13 protein-coding genes are annotated in these 19,497 nt (G+C 33.9%); 7 read left to right on the forward strand and 6 right to left on the reverse strand.

The features are described from left to right. The first annotated feature begins 125 nt into the window (after positions 1 to 125). Positions 126 to 1,052 carry a PfkB family carbohydrate kinase gene (locus tag ACIQ2S_RS03600; RefSeq protein WP_396172777.1) on the forward strand — a complete coding sequence of 309 codons (927 nt, stop codon included), beginning with the start codon at positions 126 to 128 and terminating at the stop codon, positions 1,050 to 1,052. A 97-nt stretch (positions 1,053 to 1,149) separates the two neighbouring features. After that, entirely contained in the window at positions 1,150 to 3,048 is a 1,899-nt protein-coding gene (locus ACIQ2S_RS03605; protein ID WP_396172779.1) for an amidophosphoribosyltransferase, read from the forward strand. Positions 3,049 to 3,602: 554 nt separating this feature from the next. Here ACIQ2S_RS03605 and ACIQ2S_RS03610 read toward each other — a convergent pair. Continuing rightward, positions 3,603 to 4,211: a superoxide dismutase gene (locus tag ACIQ2S_RS03610; RefSeq protein ID WP_396172781.1), complete on the reverse strand. Its 609-nt coding sequence runs from the start codon at positions 4,209 to 4,211 to the stop codon at positions 3,603 to 3,605. A gap of 103 nt (positions 4,212 to 4,314) precedes the next feature. On the opposite strand from ACIQ2S_RS03610, the gene ACIQ2S_RS03615 reads away from it, so the two are divergent. From ACIQ2S_RS03615 to ACIQ2S_RS03630, 4 genes are all read left to right on the forward strand, one after another. Then, entirely contained in the window at positions 4,315 to 7,467 is a 3,153-nt protein-coding gene (locus tag ACIQ2S_RS03615) for a UvrD-helicase domain-containing protein (RefSeq protein WP_396172784.1), read from the forward strand. A 12-nt stretch (positions 7,468 to 7,479) separates the two neighbouring features. Next, entirely contained in the window at positions 7,480 to 8,676 is a 1,197-nt protein-coding gene (gene kbl / locus ACIQ2S_RS03620) for a glycine C-acetyltransferase (protein ID WP_396172786.1), read from the forward strand. 108 nt (positions 8,677 to 8,784) lie between these two features. Continuing rightward, positions 8,785 to 10,173 (forward strand): OmpA family protein, encoded by a 1,389-nt coding sequence (locus tag ACIQ2S_RS03625; protein WP_396172789.1) that lies wholly within the window; start codon positions 8,785 to 8,787, stop codon positions 10,171 to 10,173. 65 nt (positions 10,174 to 10,238) lie between these two features. Continuing rightward, the gene (locus ACIQ2S_RS03630; RefSeq protein WP_396172791.1) at positions 10,239 to 12,992 is read left to right on the forward strand and encodes a PD-(D/E)XK nuclease family protein; all 2,754 of its coding nucleotides are present in this window, start codon (positions 10,239 to 10,241) and stop codon (positions 12,990 to 12,992) included. A 2-nt stretch (positions 12,993 to 12,994) separates the two neighbouring features. On the opposite strand, the gene ACIQ2S_RS03635 is transcribed toward ACIQ2S_RS03630, so the two are convergent. The 3 genes from ACIQ2S_RS03635 to ACIQ2S_RS03645 all read right to left on the reverse strand — a co-directional run bounded on the left by ACIQ2S_RS03635 (position 12,995) and on the right by ACIQ2S_RS03645 (position 16,570). Further along, positions 12,995 to 15,058, reverse strand: coding sequence for a tetratricopeptide repeat protein (locus tag ACIQ2S_RS03635; protein ID WP_396172793.1), 2,064 nt, complete (start codon positions 15,056 to 15,058; stop codon positions 12,995 to 12,997). Positions 15,059 to 15,125: 67 nt separating this feature from the next. Further along, positions 15,126 to 15,281, reverse strand: a complete 156-nt coding sequence (locus tag ACIQ2S_RS03640; protein WP_396172797.1) for a hypothetical protein — start codon at positions 15,279 to 15,281, stop codon at positions 15,126 to 15,128. Positions 15,282 to 15,499: 218 nt separating this feature from the next. Beyond that, the gene (locus tag ACIQ2S_RS03645) at positions 15,500 to 16,570 is read right to left on the reverse strand and encodes a LytTR family transcriptional regulator DNA-binding domain-containing protein (RefSeq protein WP_396172799.1); all 1,071 of its coding nucleotides are present in this window, start codon (positions 16,568 to 16,570) and stop codon (positions 15,500 to 15,502) included. A gap of 339 nt (positions 16,571 to 16,909) precedes the next feature. On the opposite strand from ACIQ2S_RS03645, the gene ACIQ2S_RS03650 reads away from it, so the two are divergent. Beyond that, entirely contained in the window at positions 16,910 to 17,440 is a 531-nt protein-coding gene (locus tag ACIQ2S_RS03650) for a DUF3575 domain-containing protein (RefSeq protein WP_396172801.1), read from the forward strand. 80 nt (positions 17,441 to 17,520) lie between these two features. Here the strand turns inward: ACIQ2S_RS03650 and ACIQ2S_RS03655 are convergent, their stop codons facing one another. Then, positions 17,521 to 19,062 (reverse strand): glycine--tRNA ligase, encoded by a 1,542-nt coding sequence (locus ACIQ2S_RS03655; RefSeq protein ID WP_396172803.1) that lies wholly within the window; start codon positions 19,060 to 19,062, stop codon positions 17,521 to 17,523. Positions 19,063 to 19,193: 131 nt separating this feature from the next. Then, positions 19,194 to 19,497, reverse strand: a 304-nt coding sequence (locus ACIQ2S_RS03660) for a WG repeat-containing protein (RefSeq protein WP_396172805.1), incomplete at its 5' end; no start/stop codon positions are given.

The following is a 19,497-nucleotide window of genomic DNA, read 5'->3' on the forward strand; positions in this document are numbered from 1 at the left end:
TTAACTTGAATCAAATCAATTACTATCAGATTTAGTTTTTTAATTTAACAAAATCTTCTCAACACAGAAATTTTCAAACTTCAAACTTATGAAGTATCTTTGCACCCTATTTCAAGAAAAGAATTATGAACAAACTTTTAATTGTGGGCACCGTTGCTTTTGATGCAATCGAAACACCTTTCGGTAAAACAGATAAAATATTAGGAGGGGCGGCTACATTTATCGGACTTTCAGCTTCCTTTTTTGATGTAGATGCTGCTATTGTTTCTGTCGTAGGCGACGATTTCCCACAAGAATATTTGGATTTGTTAACCAACAGAAACATTGATATTTCGGGTATTGAAATAGTTAAAGGTGGCAAAACATTCTTCTGGAGTGGTCGCTACCACAACGATTTGAATTCACGAGATACGCTTGAAACACAGTTAAACGTATTAGCCGATTTCAAACCTGTGGTTCCCGAAAAATACAAAGATGCCGATGTGGTGATGTTAGGAAATTTGCATCCGCTTGTTCAAATGGGTGTTTTGGACCAACTAACGCAACAACCGAAATTGATTGTGTTGGATACGATGAACTTCTGGATGGATTGTGCCTTGCCGGAACTATTAGCCGTAATCAAACGAGTAGATGTTATTACCATTAATGATGAAGAAGCCCGTCAATTGTCTGGTGAATATTCGTTGGTAAAAGCTGCGGCTAAAATTCACCAATTAGGACCAAAATACGTAGTAATCAAAAAAGGCGAACACGGAGCGTTACTATTTGAAGGAAAAGAAATTTTCTTTGCACCGGCGTTACCTTTGGAAGAAGTTTTTGATCCAACCGGAGCCGGGGATACGTTTGCAGGTGGTTTTTCAGGCTACATTGCCCAAAGTGAGAACATATCCTATCAAAATATGAAAAACGCAATCATTCACGGTTCAAATCTGGCTTCGTTCTGTGTGGAAAGATTCGGAACGGAACGAATGATTAATTTAGATAAAGAAGAGGTATACGACCGCCTGAAACAATTCCGTTCGTTGACTCAATTTGATATCGAATTAGAATAAAAAAGTGTGCCTCGAAATATCGGGGCATTTTTTATAGAGATTATAAGTGTATAAAAGAAACTGAAGCGAGTTCAGTTTAAACAATCAAAAGAATACCATGAGTGACAACTTAAAACACGAATGTGGGATTGCCCTTTTACGACTAAAGAAACCACTTTCTTTTTACAAAGAAAAATACGGTTCGGCTTTTTACGGAATACAAAAAATGTACCTCCTCATGGAAAAGCAACACAACCGAGGTCAAGACGGAGCTGGTTTTGCCAGCATCAAATTTGATATGGAACCCGGTGAACGATACATTAGTCGCGTGCGTTCCAATCAAGCTCAACCCATTCAAGATATTTTTGCTCAAATAAATGGCAGAATCAATGAAGAATTGGTCGCAAATCCGGAGTTTCAAGACGATGTGAACTGGCAAAAAGAACATTTACCTTATATAGGTGAATTGTTTTTGGGTCATGTGCGATATGGAACTTTCGGTAAAAACAGTATCGAAAGCGTCCACCCTTTTTTACGTCAAAACAATTGGATGCACCGAAACTTAATTGTTGCCGGTAATTTTAATATGACTAACGTAAAAGAGTTGTTTCAAAGTTTGGTGGAGTTAGGTCAGCACCCAAAAGAATTAGCCGATACGGTAACAGTAATGGAAAAAATAGGTCACTTTTTAGACGATGAAGTTATTGACTTGTACCATGAATGTAAGGTAAGTGGATTGTCTAAAAGAGAATCATCATCGGTAATTGCAGAAAAATTAGATATCGGTAAAATATTGAGCAGAGCTTCAAAAAATTGGGATGGCGGATTTGCAATGGCGGGTTTGTTAGGTCATGGTGATGCATTTGTGCTTCGTGATCCTGCCGGTATTCGTCCGGCCTATTTTTATGAAGATGATGAAATTGTAGTGGTGGCTTCGGAACGTCCTGTCATTCAAACGGTATTTAATGTACCTTTTGAAAAAGTACAAGAACTGGATCCCGGAAAAGCATTGATAGTTAAGAAAAACGGACAATTTTCATTGGAGCAAATTATTGAACCTTTGGAAAAGAAGGCTTGTTCGTTTGAACGCATTTATTTCTCCAGAGGGAGTGACGCAGAAATCTATCAAGAACGTAAAAAATTAGGGAAATTAATTCTTCCTGCGGTTTTGGAAACAATAGATAATGATACTGACAACACAGTTTTCTCTTATATTCCAAATACAGCTGAAACCTCATTTTATGGTTTGGTTGAAGAAGCTCAGGATTTTTTGAATCAACGTAAAAATAAATATATTCTTGAAAACAGAAAAACGTTAACTAAAGAAAAGCTGGAAGAAATCCTTTCCGTTAAAATACGTACAGAAAAAGTAGCAATTAAAGATGCTAAGCTTCGAACGTTTATTACCGAAGATAGTAGTAGAGATGACCTTGTAGCACACGTTTACGATGTGACGTATGGAGTTATCAAACCAAACGACAATCTAGTAATTATCGATGATAGTATCGTACGGGGAACTACTCTGAAAAAAAGCATTATCCGCATGATGGATCGTTTAAATCCGAAGAAAATTGTTGTGGTTTCTTCTGCCCCTCAAATTCGATATCCAGATTGTTATGGTATTGATATGGCAAAATTGGAAGGCTTAGTAGCTTTTCAAGCAGCAATGGAATTATTAAAAGATACAAATCGATACAGTATCGTTGATGAGGTATATCAAAAATGCAAAACGCAAGAGAATTACAATGATGATAAGGTCATAAATTATGTAAAAGAAATTTATGAGCCGTTTACCGACCAACAGATTTCAGATAAAATATCAGCAATGCTATGTTCATCAGAAATTAAAGCGGAGGTTAAAATTATTTTCCAAACAGTGGAAAATTTACATATTGCTTGTCCAAAAAATTTGGGAGATTGGTATTTTACCGGCGATTATCCAACACCCGGCGGAAACCGTGTAGTAAATCGTGCATTCATGAATTTTTATGAAGGAAAAGACGCAAGAGCGTATTAACGAAAGATTTATACTCTTAAACGACTTTTAATGCATTTCATCTAATAATTTTGGAGATGTAATTTAAATAGACTTACATTTACACTTACCATAGCATTAGTAGGTTAAGTTTATGGTAGATTTGGGGCAAAAAGGGTGGAAGCAATTCCACCTTTTTTATTTATATAAAACTTGAAATTCCATAGAGAGTGGTCCCGTGCTCATTCTTAACAGAACATACTTTTCTCGGAATTTGCTTGAGAGAAAGTATTTTCAGTCGAATATTGCCTCTTTTTTATTGTTAAATTATTTCGGAAGTAATGATTTTAGGTAGTTTAACATCTAATACATGACCTTTATAATTATTTATTGTACATGAATTCGAAGCCAACAGGCATAATAATCGCAATTTTTAATTTTTTGTACCTAACTGCTTCCTACATTTGGTCTTACCATAGTACGAACGTTTAAGGTTATGGTAGATTTGGGGCAAAAGGGTGGAAGCAATTCCACCTTTTTTTACATAAAAAAAAGCGACGGATGACTGTCGCTTGTAAAATAGAGGTGCTTGTTCTTTATTTTTCTATTGCATACCTTCTTGATACTTCTGCCCAATTAATCACATTGAAGAAAGCTTCAATATAATCAGGTCTTCTGTTTTGATAATGTAAATAGTAAGCATGTTCCCAGACATCCATTCCTAAAATTGGAGTACCACCACAACCAACACCCGGCATTAAAGGGTTGTCTTGGTTTGGAGTACCGCAAACATCTAATTTACCTCCTTTTTGAACACATAAAAATGCCCATCCAGAACCGAACTGTGTAGCTCCCGCTTTCGAAAACTTCGCTTTAAATTCTTCAAACGTTCCAAAGTCACGTTCAATAGCTTCTGCTAATTCTCCTGTGGGAATTCCTCCTCCATTTGGCGACATTACTGTCCAAAATAAGTTATGGTTATAAAAACCTCCGCCGTTATTACGAACTGCCGCATTGGCTTTATCTAAATTGATTAAAATGTTTTCAATGGTTTTTCCGTCCATTTCTGTCCCGGCAATTGCAGCATTCAAATTGTTTGTATAGGCAGCATGGTGCTTAGAATGGTGGATTTCCATGGTACGAGCGTCAATATGTGGTTCTAATGCATCGTATGCGTAGGGTAATTTTGGTAATTCAAAAGACATAGTATTATTTTTTATGTTTCACAATAGTTGCATCAAATTTAAACAATTACTTTTGGAATAAGAAATAGTATCTGTTATTGTTGTATTAAAATTAATTATTGATTTGAATAAAACCGCCTTTTCAATTTACGACGCTTCTGCCGGTTCAGGCAAAACATTTACATTGGTGAAAGAATATTTAAAAATTATTCTTACTTCAACCAAAGAAGATGCCTATAAAAATATTTTAGCCATTACTTTCACCAATAAGGCTGTAGGCGAAATGAAGTCAAGGGTATTGGATGCTCTTTCTGAATTTTCAAAAGAGATTCCCAACGCCAAAGCTGTTGAGATGATGCATCAAATTCAAGAGGAAACCCATCTGTCTGAACAAGCTATTCATTACAAATCAAAAGCAATTATCCGAAACATCATTCATAATTACGCAGCTTTTGATATTTCAACCATTGATAAATTTACACACAAAGTAATCCGAACGTTTGCTCACGATTTGAATTTACCGGCTACATTTGAAGTTTCTTTAGAAACGGACAATCTGCTTGTGGAAGCGATTGATGCTTTACTAGCAAAAGTAGGCGAAGATTCAATGTTGACCAAATTATTGGTTGATTTTACTTTAGAGAAAGCAGACGACGATAAATCGTGGGATGTAAGTAGAGACATAAAAGAGATTGCAAAGCTTTTAACCAATGAAAACAGCCGCCAAGAAATTGAACATTTTAAAGAAAAATCAATTTCAGAATTTGTTTCTCTGAAAGAATCGCTTATTTCTCAAGTAAAAGAAATTGAATCGTTTTGTGTGGAACAGGCAAGCATGGCATTTGATATTATTAAAGAACAGCAGCTCGATGAAACAGCTTTTACAAGGAAAGTAGTATACAATTATTTCAATGGTTTTTCAAAAGGGAAAATCACCAATAATCCTAAGATAAGAGAATATTTAGCCGAGGGGAATCGTTATTCAAAATCTATTCCGCAATTTCAAAAAGACGCTGTCGATGCAATAGCACCAAAACTTCTATTTTATTTTGAAGAAATTGATGCAAAAACTAAAAATCATTTACTTTACACTTCTTTCTTAAAAAACATCAATCCGTTATCCTTACTCAATCAAGTGAGTCAGGAATTACATAAAATTCAAGAGGAACAAAGCATTCTCTCAATTTCAGAATTCAATTCAATTATTCACAACGAAATTCAAAAGCAACCTGCACCCTTTATTTATGAGCGAATGGGCGAACGCTACAAGCATTTTTTCATTGATGAATTTCAAGATACCTCGCAAATGCAATGGGAAAATTTAATTCCCTTGATAGACAATGCCTTGTCGAGTGAAGATTTGCAGGGTGAACGTGGCACTTTAATGATTGTTGGCGATCCTAAACAATCAATTTACCGATGGAGAGGCGGCAAAGCAGAACAATTTATTGAATTGGGTAAAAATAGAAACCCGTTTGTTAATCCCGATAAATCAATTCATAAATTAGATACTAATTGGAGAAGTTATTCTGAAATAATTGATTTTAATAATAGCTTTTTCAAATTTATATCCTCGAGTTTTCAAAATCCGGATTACAAGGACTTATATGAAAACCATAGTTTTCAAAAGAAAAACAATAAAAAGGGAGGTTTTGTTAACTTATCATTTATACCAGCCAAAGAAAAAACAACTGCTGCTTTTGATAAAGACGAGTTGTATTTAGAAGCCATCAAATCAACTATTGACAAGTTGTTGAGTAAGCATTTTACTTATCGAGATATAGTTGTTTTAACCCGTAAAAAAGATCCTGCGATAAAAATTGCTACTTTTTTAACGGAAAATGGTATTCCAATTGTTTCTTCGGAAACACTTTTGCTTCAAAATTCTGCCGAAGTCCAATTGGTACTTCATGTTTTACGCTATGTCAAAAATGACTCAGACAAGGAATCAAAGGCAAACTTTCTACATTATATAGGAACTCATTTACAACAATCAATTCCTGTGCACGATTTTATTTTTCATGGCATGGAGTATACCTCGGAAGTAGAACTTGAAAAGTGGTTGCTCACATTTGATTTAAAGATGTCGTTTCAACTGCTGCGAAAAAAGGCCCTTTTTGAAGTGGTGGAAATCATTATTTCATCATTTATTCAACCGAAGGAAACCAATGCCTATTTGCAGGATTTCTTGGATAGAGTTTTGGAACACGACATAAAAAAAAGTTCGGGCATCTCTGATTTTTTAGAATATTGGGACAACAATGCCGCTCGTTTCAGCATTCCTTCACCCGAAGGGAATAATGCCATTCGAATTATGACCATTCATAAAGCGAAGGGGTTAGAATTTCCGGTAGTTATTTTCCCTTTTGCGGAAGAAAGTTATTCAAACGCTCCAAAAGATAAATTGTGGATAGAACCTCAAAACGAGCTGATTCCATTAAACAAAATATTGGTTGACAATAATAAATCTGTTGAAGAACTCGGAGAATCTGCACAGTTTGTTTATCAACAAAAGAAAGAAGAAGAGCTTTTAGATAACATCAATGTCTTATATGTGGCATTAACACGTGCCGAAGAGCAGTTATATATAATTTCAAGTATGAACGTAACTTCTACGGGAGAACTCGTAAGTAATAATATGTCAACGTTTTTTCTTAATTATTTAAGACATAAAGGATTTTTCAACTCGTCACAATTGAATTATCAATGGGGGAAAGAAGAACGAATTTCAATTGCAGGAAAAGCGGTGCAATCTATACAACCAATTGGTTGGATTCAAAATACTTTGCCGCCAGCTGCCATAAAAATTGTTCATAAAGAGAGTTTGATGTGGGGAACCCATCAACAAAAAGCAATTGAATACGGAAATGTAATTCATGAGATTTTATCCTACGTAAAAACGGTTGATGATATAACATTGGCTATTAGCAAAGCTCTTGAAAATGGATTAATAAATTCGGGACAGAAAAACGAGGTGTCTGAAGTTATTCTTCAAATTTGCACACATCCGGAATTGATTGATTTCTTTCGATCGGACCTCAAAATTCTGAATGAGCAAACAATTATTCGCAAATCAGATTCTTTGATACAGCCTGATCGAATTGTTATAACTGCTAATGGAGAGGCAATGTTAGTAGATTACAAAACAGGTGAGCCAAATTCGACGCACCGCAAACAATTGGAAACCTATGAACAAGCTTTGGAAACAATGGGTTTCAGAGTACTTAAAAAAGCACTGGTTTATATTGGAGAAACATTGAAAATAGTAACTTTGTAAAAATTATACTTTATGTACGGTAAAATACAACAACATTTACAAAATGAATTAGAAACAATCGAACAGAATGGATTGTTTAAAAAAGAACGAATCATAACTTCTCCTCAAGGAGCAGAAATAACCATCTCAACCGGGGAAAAAGTTTTAAATTTTTGTGCGAATAACTACTTAGGACTATCTTCTCATCCCGAAGTAATTCAAGCAGCCAAAGATGCTTTAGATACCCATGGTTTTGGAATGTCATCTGTACGCTTTATTTGTGGAACGCAAGATATACATAAGGAGTTAGAGAAAAAGATAGCGGAATTTTACGGAACAGAAGACACTATTTTATATGCTGCTGCTTTTGATGCAAATGGAGGAGTTTTCGAACCTTTACTGGGTGAAGAGGATGCAATTATATCTGATAGTTTAAATCATGCGTCGATTATCGATGGTGTTCGTTTGTGTAAGGCTGCACGTTATCGTTATGAGAACAGTAACATGAATGATTTGGAACAGCAGTTAATCAAAGCAAATGAGGAAGGACGTCGTTTTAAGTTGATTGTAACCGATGGTGTATTTTCAATGGATGGATTAGTAGCTCCTTTGGATAAAATTTGCGATTTAGCCGATAAATATGATGCGATGGTAATGGTGGATGAATGCCATGCTGCCGGTTTTATTGGAGCAACAGGAAAGGGGACAATGGAGGCAAAAGGCGTTATGGGCAGAGTTGATATTATAACCGGAACTTTAGGAAAAGCATTGGGCGGGGCAATGGGAGGATACACGACTGCAAAGAAAGAAATAATTGAATTATTGCGACAACGATCAAGACCGTATTTATTTTCAAATTCATTGGCCCCTTCGATTGTTGGAGCCTCTTTGAAAGTTTTCGAATTGTTAGAAAAAGATACCACTTTAAGAGATCAATTAGAATGGAATACCAATTATTTTAAAAAGGGAATGAAGGCTGCAGGTTTTGATATAATTGATGGAGACTCTGCAATTGTGCCGGTAATGTTATATGATGCTAAATTAGCACAAAACATGGCTAATGAATTACTGAAAAAAGGCATCTATGTTATTGGCTTTTTTTTTCCTGTTGTACCAAAGGAAAAAGCACGTATTAGAGTCCAATTATCAGCTGCTCATTCTAAGGAACAAGTAGACAAAGCCATTACTGCATTTACAGAAGTTGGTCAACAATTGAAGGTCATTAACTAATGTAAATTATCTATTATTAATATTTTTAACATTTTATTTTGTAATATCAACAAAACAACATATTTTTGCTTTAAATTAACGTTGTATTGTAATCAAAACAAATCAAGTATGAAACATCTAAACAAATTATTTATTGCTGTAATAATGATGGTTGGGCTTAGTTCTAACGCACAAGACAGTAATAACCCTTGGGCAATCTCTTTGGGAGTTAACGCTACTGATGGTGCAAGAGTAAGTGCAGCCGAAAGTATGCAAAATCAATTTTCAGAGTATTTTAATGCAAACGATTATTGGAATATTGTTCCTTCTATTAGTTACGTGAGCGTATCTAAGTATGTTGGAGGCAATTTCTCTTTCGGAGTTACAGGTTCGTTTAACAAAATCACAAAATTTGTAGAGCCAAGAAATAAACCTGAAGATTTTACAGTGGTAAATCCAGGTGATTTAATGTACTATGGTATTGATGGTGTCATCAACTATAGTTTTGGTCATCTTTATGGCTTTTTAGAGCCAACTGCACACGTTGGTGGTGGTTACACTTTTTATGGTGATAACAGTGCGGGAACTGTAAATGGAGGTTTAGGATTAAATTTTTGGTTTAATGACTTCATTGGCTTTTCATTACGTTCAACATACAAGTATTCATTTGATGAAATTAGAGTGGATATGCCAACCCACATGCAACATTTTGCAGGTCTTACTTTTAAATTTGGTGGAAAAGACACAGACGGTGACGGTATTTATGACAAGGATGATGCTTGTCCTGAAGTTGCTGGTTTATTAGAATTCAATGGTTGTCCTGATACTGATGGCGACAAAATTATTGACAGTGAAGATGAGTGTCCAGATTTAGCTGGCCCTGCTTCTTTGAAAGGTTGTCCTGATACAGACGGTGACGGTCTTGCTGACAAAAACGATGATTGTCCTGAGGTAGCTGGTCCAGCTTCATTAAGAGGTTGTCCTGATACAGATGGGGACGGTATTGCTGATAAAGATGATAAATGTCCAAATGAAAAAGGACCAAGAGAAAATGGTGGTTGTCCATGGCCAGATAGAGATGGTGACACAGTTCTTGACAAAGATGACAGATGTCCGGATGTAGCAGGTACTGTAGCTAACCAAGGTTGTCCTGAAATTACTGAAGCAAAAGTTCAAGCAATCAACGATGCTGCTAAAAACATCTTCTTTGAAACAGGTACTTCTAAATTGAAAAAAGAGTCTATGGTAACATTAGACGGAATGTCTTTTATCATGTTAGAACATCCAGAAGCTAAATTCAAAATTGAAGGTCATACAGATAGTACAGGAAGCAAAGCTTTAAACAAAAAATTATCTCAATCTAGAGCTGATGCAGTGAAAGATTATTTAGCTTCTAAAGGCGTTAATGTTGCTAATTTAACTTCTACTGGATTTGGTCCTGACAATCCAATCAGTGAAAATAAAACAGCTGTTGGTAGAGCCAAAAACAGAAGAGTGGATGTAATATTAGTTAAATAATATACTTCATTTAAATTCTATTAAAACGTCCCGATTTATCGGGACGTTTTTTTTATTTTTATAAAATGAATTCACCTACCTTTTTATCATTAGTAGCACATAGTATTATAGCTAATTATTCTTCTTCAATTGAAGATGTAATAATTATTTTGCCAAACAAAAGAGCCAAGGTTTTTTTACTTGCTGAATTACAGAAACAGATGCAACAAAATAATTTTGCTCCGCAAATTTTAAGCATTGAGGATTTTATTCAAGAAGTGGCAGGAATTCGATCGATTGATGCAGTAGAGCTGCTGTTTGAATTTTATAACACGTATCTTCTGGTTACAGAAAAACTGAACCAACAGTCTTTTGAGCAATTTTCAAACTGGGGAATATCTTTACTGCAAGATTTTAATGAAATTGACCGGTATTTGCTCGATTCTAAGCATGTGTTTTCCTATTTAAAGGATATTGAAGCTATCAAAAGATGGGACTTAGAATCAAAAGACCTAACAGAATTAATTAAAAGTTATCTTCTTTTTTGGGATAATATCCCATTATACTATGATTCCTTTTACAAACATTTATTAGCAAAGGGCGTCGGGTATCAAGGCCTGATATACCGAGAGGCAGTTGAGAATATTCATCATTTTACGAATTCAATTGGAAATAAAAAATATATTTTTGCGGGGTTTAATGCTTTAAATCAAGCAGAAGAAAAGATTTTTCAGCATTTATTATCCTTAGATAAAGCTCAAGTGCTTTGGGATGTTGAAGAATCATTTTTAAATGACCCTTATCATGATGCCGGTTTGTTTTCCAGGAGAATAAAAAATAACTGGCCGTACTACAAAAATAATGCCTATGAATGGATATTTAATGCCTTTAAGGAGCCAAAGGATATTCATATTTTAGGAACTCCAAAAACGATTGGACAGGCTAAATTAGTTGGAGTAATCATTAATGATTTAGCAGAAAAAAAGTCGTTAAGTAAAGTGGCCATTGTACTTGGAGAGGAGAATTTACTGCTCCCTGTTTTGCATTCTTTACCAGATTCTGTCTCTAGTTTGAATATTACAATGGGTTATTCAGGTAAAAATAACCCGGCACAAGTGTTGATTTCCAAACTATTTAAAATGCATCAGAATGGATTTAAAAGAAGTCAATCCAGCTATGTGTTTTATTACAAAGAGGTGCTTGAAATTCTTCAAAATCCGTTAGTCGAACCGTTCGTTAATGCCAATGAACTGATTCAATTAATCAATCAAAACAATTTTACTTTTATATCGCATCACAAATTGATGGAAATGCATTCTCGTAAGAGTCCTTTATTTACGTTGTTGTTCCAAAAGTGGACGAATGATGCAGTAGAAAATTTAGGAATCATTTTGTTGATCTTACTGCAAATTAAAGAACTTCTTCAGTTGGAATCAAGCGAAAATCAACTTTCAAACAGTTTCATATATGCTATTTTTAAAGTCATTAATAAACTAAAAAGTTATTGTGAGCAATTCAACCATGTTACAAACATTGAAGGGCTTTATATACTTTATAAGCAAGTTGTAGAATTAGCTGAAGTGTCCTTTGAAGGCGAACCATTGCTCGGACTTCAAATTATGGGCGTTTTAGAAAGTAGAGTTTTAGATTTTGATACAGTAATTATAACTTCTATGAACGAAGGTGTTTTTCCAGCCGGGAAATCGCAAAATTCATTTATTCCATTGGATGTTAAAAGGGAATTGGGGTTGCCTACTTTTAAAGAAAAAGATGCAATATATACCTATCATTTTTATCACCTTTTGCAACGAGCTAAAACAGTATACCTGCTATACAATACCGAATCTGAAGGAATTGATGCGGGAGAGAAAAGCCGATTTATTACTCAATTGGAAGTTGAGAAACAATCCGATCATACCATTACTCATCGAATTTATAACGCTGTTTTACCGGATAAATCATCTAGTCCGATGGTGGTACCCAAATCGGATTTATTAATGGAGCGATTGAAGGAAATGGCTAGTAATGGATTTAGTCCATCAACACTAACTACCTACATTAGAAATCCAATACAGTTTTATTTTGAAAGAGTACTTCGTATAGCCGAAAATGAAGAAGTAGAAGAAAATATAGCCGCAAATACATTGGGAACAATCATCCATGCTACTTTAGAAGAATTATTCAAACCGTTTCTAAATACTCAGCTAACAGTTTTTCATATCGATAACATGAGATACTTAGTGAATGATGAGGTATTTAAGCAATTTAAAAAAGTTTTTAAAGAAGGGGAACTAACAAAAGGCAAAAATTTATTGGCTTTTGAAGTTGCCAAACGAAATATTTCCAACTTTTTATCACTGGAGCGAAAGCTTTTGCAAAAGGGTGATATAGTAAACGTTCTCTATTTAGAAAAGAATTTCGAAAGAATTCTTGACGACAAACGCTTACCTTTTCCAATAAAAATCAAAGGGAATGTAGATCGAATAGAGTTAAGAAATAATAAACTCCGCATTATTGACTATAAAACAGGTAAAGTTGAACAAGCGGCTTTACTAATTACTGATTGGGAAGGAATAACTCAAGACAGTAAATATGATAAAATTATCCAATTATTGTGTTATGCGTTTTTGGTTCAATCAGCGTTTCCAAATGACACACTCGAAGTTGGCATCCTATCATTTAAAAACTTAAAGGAAGGCTTTATGCCTTTTATTCATAAAGAGGATAAAATTGTGGTTTCAGAAATTGATGACGCAATTATTCAAGATTTTAAGACGCAATTAATTGAGTTACTAAACGAACTTTTTAATACAGCTGTTCCTTTTGTTGAAAAAATTTGATTTTAAGATGCAATCACTTGGTTTTGTTCCATAAGTATCCAGATTTGAATGGTTGTGCCTTCTCCTTTCTTAGATTTAATTTCAAACTTACCATGACATGCTTTTACTCGAGTTTCAATATTTTGGATACCAATTCCTTTTGATTTTTTTGTTATGTCAAACCCAACGCCATCATCAATAATTAGTAATTTTAAATTTTCTTTATCTTTTTCAAGGCTTAGCAAAATCTTAGTTGCCTTTGCATATTTATTAATGTTTTGAAAGGATTCCTGAATAATTCGGTATAGATTAATTTTAACTGTATTATCAATTTTAGACCAATTAATAGACGAATCTATAGTTGCAGTTAATTTTGCCTCTGAAATTGTTTTTTGTTCTTCAAAAAGGTTCGTGATGATTGTCACAAAATTATTAATTAAAGCATATTTTTCTCTATTCAACTCATGCGATATTTCTCGAATGTCTTGCTCAATAGTTTTAAGTTCAGAAATGTAATGATTTCTTCTTTCTACGGCTTTAGGGTCATCTTTTTTGTTCAAACTGTCCAAATTCAAACGAGCACCAAATAAACGTCCCAAAACGCCATCATGGAGCTCCTGTGCAATCCGTTGCTTCTCTTTTTGAATTACCTCATCTAGTTTTTTCTGTTGACTAAGCATTAAATTGTAAATTTCTTCGTTGGCTTTCTGCTGTGCTTCCGTCATCTGCAATTGCATATTTCGATTTCTTTGAAAACGAATAACAAATAATAGAGCCCCGATAAAAAAGGCAAAAAGAGTAAAAATAATGATGTTTCTGTTTTGAATAGCCAGCTGCTCTTTTTGTCTTCTAAATTCATCGGTTTCAAATTCAATACGTGCAAATTTTTCGCTCGACTTACGTTCCGCAGCAATCAAACTATCTGATAATGTTATATAGATTTTTGAGTAGATGTTTTCCTTTTCAGGCTCAACTCTTCTAAGTTGTTCAATACTTAATAGCTGAAGGTTTAGTATTTTAGAGTCTTTGGATGCTTTAAACGCACTGTTGGCATAATATTGAGCACTGTCTTTTTTACCCTGTATGTTATAAAATTCAGAAAGTGCAAGTTCACTATCAATTATTTGAGGAATATTATTCTCATTTTTTCTTATGTTTAAGCCAGTATATAAATCCTCTTGCAAAGTAGAAAAATTCTTGAGCTTTGTATTACACCTGCCTATATTTGTCAATATAGTAGCATATAATAAAGGATATTCCTCTTCTAAATTTGGATTGGCGAGTGCTTGTTTAAAATAACTCAATGCAGGTGCATATTTTTCACTTTTTAAGTACACCAAACCTAAATTATTTAAGGTAATTGCTTTGGATTGATATTGCCCAAGCTCTTCTAGTTGTTCCTTTTCGGATATAGTTAAAGCACGTTCAAAGTATTCTTGTGCTTTGTCAAAATCTTTTATTTCAATACAGGTGATCCCTAATAAATTGTAGGCTTCGTATTCTAATAATTTATCATTGGCCAACCGTAAATTATTCAATGCTAGAACCGCTGACTTTTCACTACCAATGTAATCACGCTCTTTGAATTTGGCAGTAGCCATTTTAATTTGCATGCGTCCCACACGAGCATTATCATTAAATTGTAAAAATATTTTTTCTGCTTGATGAAAATAAATAATAGCACTATCCATTTTCATGGTGTTGGTGTAATACTCTCCTAAATATGCATAACCCCTTGCTAAATTTAAAGAATCGTTAATTTTGATAGTTCTTCTTATTACATCCTCAACTATTGTCTTGAATTTTTTATGTTGTCCTATATTATCATAGACGAATCCAATATAGTATTTATTAGTAATATACAGGGAGTCAATATCTTGTAATTCAGTTAAATATTCTGCCTTAGATAATTGTCGAATAATTTGCTTTTCAGATTTAGAGAAATCATTCGCAGATTGAATATAGTAGTTAATACTATCCTGCAGGTGTATGTTTGCACCCAAACTTTTTGTTGATGTCTTCTTACAGCCAACAACAAGAATTAGTAGTATAAAACAAAAAAATCTTTGTAATATTTTAGATAGCATATCCAAAAATATTAAAAAGATTTATATGTTGAACGAAACTCCTAAAAAGTTTCTTAATTTTCAAATTCTAGAAAAGAATTAAAACTCTTTTTCCTCCTCCAACAGCTGCTCCACCATCTTCAGTAAGAACTGGTTCGTCAGTTGATGTTGTGTTTGCGTTTAAAGTTGTCGTTGATACAGAAGCAAACATAAATAGTCCGATTAAAGCGAATAAAGTTTTCATAATGTTGTGTTTTTATAAGTTAATTTTTTTGGAAATCTTAATATTTTTTATTTTAGTAAAAATTTAATTACTATATATATGACAACAACGTGGGAGTCATATTTCTGCTGTAAAAGTATTGTAGAACTTCAGTCGCTCCCACAAAAACAGCGGGGTAAATTGTAGATGATGCTTGTTTGATTGTAGAATTCTATTTTAAAAGGGCAGATGAGCAGATTTTAACTTTCTTTTTGTTCAGAGCCTCCTAATTGGCTTAATAGTAGGTCTATATTGTCTTTGTAGCTCTTTGAGAAAGGAATTTGATTTTTGGTGTTTTTGATGTAACACAGGCTGTTTCCGGTATGAATCCGAGATATGTAGTCTTTGTTTACAATGTAACTATTGTGAATTCTGTAAAAGTTTGAAGGAAGATTTTCTTCAAAATATTTTAAAGTTTTAAAGGCTGTAATTTGTTCGCCAGTGTTTAAGGTAATGTCAGTTGAGTTGTTATCTGCTTGCAGAAAAGCTAAGTCATTTAATTCTAAAAACCTATAATCTCCATACGATTTTATGCAAATGAGCTTTCTTTTAGATTCTTCTGGAGCCGGCCCAAGATCAGAAAATTTATTTGCCAGCAATACTTTTTCATTCACTATTGAAGTCCAATCAATTTCTTTTATAACCGCTAGGTTTTCAGAAATGGTTTGAATGATTAAATCTGTAATATGTTTCGTATCTATTACATTGGAGGTAGTTGAAAGTAAATGTACTATTGATTCTCTCACAGTTGTAATTTCATTTTTTAAAGCAAGAAGATCACTAGCATCCCTTTCACTTTGATTGAGAATACTATTTTGTTGGAAAGGCAAATCAGTTTTTTGTTCAAAAGGCACTGTGGGAGTGATTCCTTGCAATGAATTATTAATTCTCGAAAAGTCATTTTTCTCCATGCGTAAAAATGTTTTTCTTAAATCAACTTCAGAGATGGGTTTCACAAGATAATCAATCACATCATATTTTAGAGCTTCATAAGCCAAAGATGAATCATGGGAAATCGCAATAATCTTGGGTATGTTTTTTAAGTAGCGATGTAATTCATTAATTAGCAGCAAAGAAAATTGAGAAGATTGAACTACTGGATTAATCTCCAGAAAAACAAAATCAGGTTGAAATTCTAGAATCAAATTCAAACCTTCTTCATAAGTAGTCGCCGAAGCGATACAAGTAAAATTTGAAAAACGCTCCATTACGGATTGAATTTTCAAAATACTTTTAGAATCGTCATCAAGTATAATGTACCTGTTTTGCATTTACCTATAAATCGTATTGATTATGGACCAAACAGCCGGAACTGTCAGGAATGACCAATTGAAAAATAGATTAACAAGGGTAGACTATAGGGGCATAATAGTAAATATTATACAATTATAGGTATAATAAGGGTTTGTTTAAATGGAATTATTTATAATTATTAACAAACTCTTAAACAGAAATGTAAGTAATTTAATTAAATGGTGCTGTTTAAAAGTAAGTGGAACATTTTTGAACTGACTTTCACTTGAATTGTTAATTTTGATTTTATCACAAAATTTATTTTAGTCATGGTACAGTATTTGTTATTTTCGTAAAAAAATTCAAACATTTATTTTATGAAAAAAATTATTTTGTTGGTTGTTCTATCATTTGGATTGAACTCAGTTGCTCAAGAACAGGAAATACCTGATTTTAAAAGAAATGAAATTAAAGGTAATGCACTTATGTTGGTATTAGGAAGTTTTGAAGCCACATATGAACGTTTGTTGAACGAAGAATCCGGGTTAGGAATTAGTGCGAGTGTTGCATTAATTGATCAAATGGATGTTCGGTGGGCCATCACACCCTACTACCGTTTCTATTTTGGTAAAAAACCTGCAGCTGGATTTTTTGCCGAAGGCTTTGGTATGTTGAATCAAGTTGATGATTACATCTATAATTATGACGGAGGCACCTACAATGAAAGTTATAAAACCATTACCGATTTCGCTTTTGGTGTGGGCGTTGGAAGCAAATGGATTTCAAGAAGAGGAGTGACTTTTGAAATTAATGCAGGTGTTGGACGAAATTTATTTAGCGAATATAATAACGATCGCGATTTTGAATTTATTGGGAGAGGCGGTATAACTGTAGGATATAGATTCTAATCAAAATAAATTATAAATTAAAATCCCAAATTCCAAGTAATTGGAATTTGGGATTTTTCATTTTTATAATTTTTTAAAAATTACATTTTCATCAACCAATTCCGCATCGAAACGTCGTTGGCGATAATGTCCTTTACTTCTGAAATCTTTACGCGATCTTGTTGCATTGTATCTCTATGACGAATGGTTACGGTTTCATCTTCAATTGTTTGATGATCTACGGTGATACAAAAAGGAGTTCCCAAAGCATCTTGTCTTCTGTAACGACGACCCACTGCATCTTTTTCATCATAGGCAACGTTGAAATCCCATTTTAATTCTTCAATAATTTTTCTTGCAATCTCAGGTAATCCGTCTTTCTTTACCAATGGTAAAATAGCTGCTTTGGTTGGTGCTAAAACTGAAGGTAAACGCAAAACTGTTCGAGTAGATCCATCTTCCAATGTTTCCTCCGTTAATGAATTGGCAAAAACTGCCAAAAACATTCGGTCTAATCCAACTGAAGTCTCTACAACATAAGGAACATAGTTTTTATTTTCATCCGTGTCAAAATACTGTAATTTTTTACCGGAAAATTTTTCGTGAGCTTTTAAATCAAAGTCCGTTCGCGAATGAATTCCTTCCAATTCTTTAAATCCGAATGGGAAATTAAATTCAATATCTGCAGCAGCATTTGCGTAATGAGCTAATTTTTCATGGTCGTGAAAACGGTAATTTTCTTTACCTAAACCAAGTGATAAATGCCATTTTAATCGGGTTTCTTTCCAGTATTCGTACCATTTCATTTCTTCGCCCGGTTTCACGAAAAACTGCATTTCCATTTGTTCAAATTCACGCATGCGGAAGATGAACTGACGAGCTACGATTTCGTTTCTGAACGCTTTTCCGGTTTGAGCAATACCAAACGGAATTTTCATCCGCCCTGATTTTTGAACGTTTAAAAAATTCACAAAAATTCCCTGAGCGGTTTCCGGACGCAAGTATAAATCCATGGAAGAATCAGCAGAAGCTCCGATTTTTGTCCCAAACATCAAGTTAAACTGACGGACTTCGGTCCAATTTCGGGAACCGGACTCCGGACAAGCAATTTCCAGCTCTTCAATTAAAGCCTTTACATCAGCCAAATCTTCGTTTCCTAACGAACGAGCCATTCGTTCCAAAATCTCGCGTTGCTTGGCTTTGTATTCCATCACACGACCATTAGTGGTCACATATTGGGCTTCGTCAAAGGCTTCCCCAAAACGTTCTTTGGCTTTATCGATTTCCTTTTGTGCTTTTTGATTTAATTTTTCGGCATAATCCTCAATTAAAACATCGGCACGGTATCTTTTTTTAGAGTCTTTATTGTCAATTAATGGGTCATTAAAAGCATCCACGTGACCGGACGCTTTCCAAGTGGTTGGATGCATAAATATTGCGGCGTCAATACCCACAATATTTTCGTGCATTTGTACCATCGATTTCCACCAATATTCTCGGATATTTTTCTTTAATTCTGCTCCGTTTTGAGCATAGTCATACACTGCACTCAAACCGTCGTAAATTTCACTGGACGGAAAAATAAATCCGTACTCTTTTGCGTGTGAAATTACATTTTTAAAATTATCTTCTTGTTTTGCCATAATGGTGCAAAAATATAAAAAGTGCGTTGATATTAACGCGATTGCAGAGATAATTCTTAAATAGGAGCAGTACTTCTAAATCAAAAATCAAATAATAATAATTTTAGACTCAAAATCGATAAAAATGGGATTTATTTATTTTTAAATAGTACCCTGTTTTCAATCATATCAGAAAGATAATCATATTCAATTTTGATAACAACTTGACCTTTTGTGTTTATAAAACCATATTTGTTATTTAATTTAACTTTTGCTAAACCATCTTTAAATGGGAGTGCTTCTTCATAAATAGCCTCTATTATGACTTTCCCCTTTAAATTTATAAAGCCATATTTTTTATCATTTTTGAAAATAACTAATCCTTCGCTTAAAAAGTTTCTTCTAGTATTTATAGGTTCGTAATCCAATTGAGTCAGTAGTTTGTTTTTTTTATCT

The organism is Flavobacterium sp. (assembly GCF_044371705.1).
Classification (GTDB): Bacteria; Bacteroidota; Bacteroidia; order Flavobacteriales; family Flavobacteriaceae; genus Flavobacterium.